Consider the following 4,756-nt stretch of genomic DNA (forward strand, 5'->3'; position numbering starts at 1 on the left):
ATGGCCATTTTGCGCAGCTCCGCGGTAGCGGACCCGGCGGGTTGACAGTTGTTCGCCCAGGTCGCGCCATCACCGACCCGCACGCGGGTGGCCGCGAACCGCGCCACGAGAGGGCCTTTGGTGCTAGGCCGCCAGGTCATGTCCGCCAGCATCACCCCGGTCTCTCGGGGCTCCTGGTCCGATGCCGGGTGCCGCTTGCGGCCGGCGGGCGGGACCAGCTCGACGTCGGCGCCATAGACCTTCCGGTTACGCGGGATGCCCACGCCCAGGTCAGGCCGCACTCGCGCCGTAGCTGGCACCGGTCAGCGTCAGGCTGAAACGCAGTCCGGCAGCAATGAGTCGATCCAGCTCGGCCAGCGCAATCTTGCCCTTGGTCCGGGCCGACGCCGGCCAGTATCAGCGCCGCCAGCGAGGGAAGGATGGCCAGCTTCATCGGCGCTGGTGCTCCATCATCCATCGATTTCGGCTCTCCTGCCGCTCGAGCTCATTAATAGGCGCGACGCCTTCTGGCCTGGGTGGCCTCCCTCCTCTCCCATCGTGTGCAGCCCCAGTTAGGGGGCGTGCTTCTTTGGCTCTGAGGCTTGGCGGTCAGCAGCATCAAGCGCCTCCTGAAGCAGCTGTCGTACTGCCGCGGTGTCTCGCTTGATCCGGTGCCGAAGTTGATAGTCGTCGATCCGTGCCCAGAGACTGGCAGGCAGCGAGACGGTCTTTCGGACGATCGGGTCGGGCTTTTCCATCCGAAAACGATAGCGACCACGAATCTGCGCCACAACACCTATGGTGCGTTTGGTGCAAATTTCCATTGCGTGGAACGGGCTGTAGGGGCTATTGGTGCTCTAGGTGCAAAAGCACCAAATTTGGAGCTGCGGCCTCAAGGTTCTCCGTCATGCGAAGGATTTTCTGATGCTTACCAACTCACTGCACAGCGATCTGCTTCCGGCGATGCTGCGCCGCTCCGACGAACTTGTTGATGCCGCCAGCCGTCTCATTCCCGGTGGTGGCATCTACGAAGCGCTGGTTGCTGAAGAGGCCGCGCTATGCCGTCGTGCCTTGGTTACTCGCGCTCAAAGCCTGGCTGGCGTGGCTGCTCGGCTTGAGCAGCTGATCACGCTCTTGGAGCCGCACGAGCAGCTGTCGGACTTCGTCATCGAGGTTGCTGAAGCCGCTCTGGCAGATGTCGAAACGCTGGCAGCGCGGAGCGGAGTACACCTGGCGCTGTAAACGGCCGCGTAGGTTTCCAGTGAGACACGCGCTGAGACGCAGGTATGGGATTTTGAGACGAAAATGAGAGAAACTGAGATCGTGGACTTCTCACGAACGACGCTGAAAAGAGCTGTGGCAGCGGCGGTGCGCGTCGAGCTTGAGAGACAAGGCCCTGCGCTGAAGCGGGCCGATTTGGTCGCGCGGTTCCGCGACAAGGGCGCCAGCCGCGCCACCTTATACCGCTGGGTCGAGAGCGCGATGGCAGCGCCTACTGCGGAAGTCGGTGAGGTTCAGCTCCCCGCTCCGGTGACGCAGATCGCAGGTGCCCTACGGCCCTTCGTCTTCGAGGACGCCTCGATCCGGGTCGTCGATCAGGTTGGAACGCCATGGTTCGTGGCCGTCGACGTCGCCCATGCTCTGTGTATCGCTAATAGCCGCGATGCGCTGGCGAAGCTGGACGCCGATGAGAAGGGTGTCGGTTCAGTCGACACCCTTGGCGGGCGGCAGTATGTGCAGCTCATCGCGGAGAGCGGCCTCTACGCCCTCATCCTGCGATCTCGGCAGGCGACGACGCCGGGAAGTGTGGCGCACCGCTTCCGCCGATGGGTGACATCGGAAGTGCTGCCCGCAGTCCGCCGCAAGGGTGGATACACCACGGGCGCAGAGCATGAGCGAGCCGGCGAGCTGTCAGAGAACGAGCTCGTCCTGCGCGCGATGGTGGTGCTCCAGACAAGGGCCGCGCGGCTCACCACGGAGAACGCGGCCATGGCACCAAAGGTGGAGGCATTGGATCGTTTGGAGGGCAGCGAGGGATCGCGCTGCATGACTGTTGCGGCCAAGGAGCTGAAGCTGCAGCCGCGAGAGCTCATCCGCCTCTTGGCTGCGCGGAGCTGGATCTACCGGCGCGGCGGAAGCGAGGAGTGGGTTGGCTACCAGCGCCAGATTGAAGCCGGCATGCTCGAGCATAGGCCGGTGCGCTACCGCGACCGAGGCGGTGTCGAGCGCTCTCGCACGCAGGTGTTGGTGACGGACAAAGGCCTCGCCACGCTAGCGACGATGCTGTCCTCGGCCAACGCAGCATGACGAAGCGAACTGCGGCGAGCGGCCGAATTGGCATTGCCTACGCCGCAAAAAAGAAAGACAATTAGAGCGCCGTCCCTGGCAGGACGGCGCTCTAATCTACCCACCTCGCAGCAGAGGCAGGAGCTCTAGTCTACAAATAGGGTTCTCCCTATTTTGGCGCTCTGTGTCAAGGTTGTTGAGGCGGGCACTCATCAACGAAGAGGCAGAGTGCCATGTCCGATTCAAAGCTCCCTCTCACGGACGCCACGCGTGAGCTGCGCGTTCCGTACCAGCGCCTGTACCAAGCCGTGCTCGCCGACAAGGTACCGGCGGTGCGTGTCGGGTCGCGCTGGTTCATCGAGCGCGCACACCTGCCGCTAGTGGCGCAAGCTCTCGGCTTGGAGCCGCTCGCAGCCTCCGTGTCTGCTGACTGACGGGAAGGCACCTGCGCATCTCTCCCGATTAGGGAGCGGATACGTGGGTCCATCCATCGATGGCAGGTCTTAGCGAGTCGGCTAGTGCCGACTATCGCGTCATTCGGCTTGCGGATACTCGCGGCCGCGGTGGGCGAGAACACGTCGATACTACAGGCAGTGCTGATGACGTCTTCACGCTAGGGATCCCAACCCTACGGAATGGCCCATCGCCGCGCCTCCGGGCTGTACGACGCCCCGGGCAGTTCATGGAGACCCTCATGGGCGGGGGTATGCGATGAGCGGGAAGGTCGACAAGTGGATGCCTCTCCACATAGGGGACTATCTTGCAGACACCCCGCATCTCAGCACCACAGAGCACGGTGCCTATTTCCTGCTGCTGATGGCCCACTGGCGGCTGGGGCATCTGCCCGATGATGACGTGATGCTGGCCCGAATTGCGAATCTGCGACTGGACCATTGGCAGAAGATCGCGCGGGCAATCCGTGCCTTCTTCATCTCGGGCCCAGAGCCCGGAACGCTGATTCAGCAGCGCCTTATCGCGGAGAAGGACCACGCCCGGGAGGTTGCGTCGAAGCGGGCGGGAGCTGCGGCCGAACGGTGGACCCGCAGCAAGGAAGCGGCATCGAAGGGCGGAAAATCGTCATCTACCACCCGGGGAGAAGCTCCCAGAGAGTCTATCACTAAGCATTTGAAAACAAAGATTGACGGCAATGCAAAAGCATTAGGTTTGCAGTTGGGTTGCACAACACAGATACAGAATCACAGAGATTCTTCTTCCCTACGGGAAGAGGGCGGCAAGCCGCCACGTAAGGTGGCCGGGATCCCTCCGCCGAGGGACACGCTGGGCGCCAAGGTGGTGCCGTTGCCAGCGAACCCGGTGGAGGAGGCAAAGGGCCGGATCCGCGCCTTCCTGAAGCAACACCAGCCCCGGATTACGGAGGGCCGGACCTTCGAGCTCTGCAACTCCCTGCTGCGCGCCCATTGCGATGGGGCGCCGGCGCCTACCGTGGCGGTGTGCGATCGGGTGGAGGCCCTCCTGGCGCGCTGGCTCGAGCTCCGCATGGCTGGGATGATGAGCGAGGCCCTCGAGCCCTACCTGCGCGGGGTCATCGTGCAGCAGCGCCAGCACGGCGAGCCGGAGGCCCCGCGGCAGGTGGCCAATGGCCCGCGCGTGTCCCGCTTCGGCTTCGCGCCCATCCGCCAGTCCGCACCGCAGGCCCCGCGCGCTGGTGGCCCGGTGATCGACGGCATCGGGGAGGAGATCCGCTAGATGCGCCGCGAGACACTGCCCGCCACCATTGCGCCCGATAGCTGCCACGCAACTGCCCTGGCTCTGCCCCGCATCCTCGAGCATGCCGTTGTGCGCTCGGTGGAGGTGCCGGCGGAGGCGCTGGGGCTGCGCGATGCCCCCGATCACGTCGCGGTGGCCCTGCCCATGCGTCTGGAGGAGCCCCTGTCGCCCGCCATCGTCCAGCGCGCGGTGGCCGATGCGCTCGAGGCGGATGAGACGCGGCTGGATCGCATGGACGCCTATGGCCGCACCCGGCTCACCCCGGCGGACATGGAGGCGGTGAAGGCCCGCATCGGCTGGCTGGTGGAGGCCATCGACGGGCCGCGCATTACCCCGGAACACCTCGCCGTGTGGCTTTGGCCGAAGAACATGGGATGCAGCCGGCCGGAGACGCCGACCGACTTCCATTACCGGGTGGCGGGCCTAGCCTTCATGCTGGGCGATCTCCCGGCCAGCCTCTTCACGGCGGAGACGGTGCGCGCCGTGCGGACCAAGTGGTTCCCGGGCGACGAGGAGATCCGGCAGGCCCTCGAGCCCACGCTGGCCCGGTGGAAGCGCGAGCTGCTCGGCCTGCACCGCCTGAAGCCCTCCGGCGCTCCGGCCCCCATGCGTGGCCCTGCGCTGGATCCCGCGGAGACTGCGGACGCGGTGGCCCGATACGAAGCCATGTCATGTTGGTGCAGGGATCGTCGGATCGAGCGGCGTCGGGTAGGTTCGGGTGGGGGCGAGCCCTCGTTCGAGGGAGGGCCACCATGCCGTTCAA

5 protein-coding genes and 1 pseudogene are annotated in these 4,756 nt (G+C 65.2%); 5 read left to right on the plus strand and 1 reads right to left on the minus strand.

Annotated elements, in window-relative coordinates; translation table 11 throughout:
* Positions 1 to 263: pseudogene (locus Q7A36_RS38375) on the minus strand (hypothetical protein); the annotation flags it as partial.
* Positions 264 to 903: 640 nt separating this feature from the next.
* Here Q7A36_RS38375 and Q7A36_RS38380 point away from each other — a divergent pair.
* From Q7A36_RS38380 to Q7A36_RS38400, 5 genes are all read left to right on the plus strand, one after another.
* Positions 904 to 1,221 (plus strand): hypothetical protein, encoded by a 318-nt coding sequence (locus Q7A36_RS38380; RefSeq protein ID WP_305109061.1) that lies wholly within the window; start codon positions 904 to 906, stop codon positions 1,219 to 1,221.
* A gap of 63 nt (positions 1,222 to 1,284) precedes the next feature.
* Complete coding sequence (locus tag Q7A36_RS38385; RefSeq protein WP_305109062.1) at positions 1,285 to 2,286, plus strand: phage antirepressor; 1,002 nt, start codon at positions 1,285 to 1,287, stop codon at positions 2,284 to 2,286.
* Between the two features lie 212 nt (positions 2,287 to 2,498).
* Positions 2,499 to 2,699 carry a hypothetical protein gene (locus Q7A36_RS38390; RefSeq protein ID WP_305109063.1) on the plus strand — a complete coding sequence of 67 codons (201 nt, stop codon included), beginning with the start codon at positions 2,499 to 2,501 and terminating at the stop codon, positions 2,697 to 2,699.
* Positions 2,700 to 2,976: 277 nt separating this feature from the next.
* Complete coding sequence (locus Q7A36_RS38395; RefSeq protein ID WP_305109064.1) at positions 2,977 to 3,972, plus strand: YdaU family protein; 996 nt, start codon at positions 2,977 to 2,979, stop codon at positions 3,970 to 3,972.
* On the plus strand, positions 3,973 to 4,756 hold a 784-nt coding region (locus tag Q7A36_RS38400; protein ID WP_305109065.1), incomplete at its 3' end, for a hypothetical protein.

The sequence above is a fragment of the Paracraurococcus lichenis genome (assembly GCF_030657435.1).
GTDB lineage: Bacteria > Pseudomonadota > Alphaproteobacteria > Acetobacterales > Acetobacteraceae > Paracraurococcus > Paracraurococcus lichenis.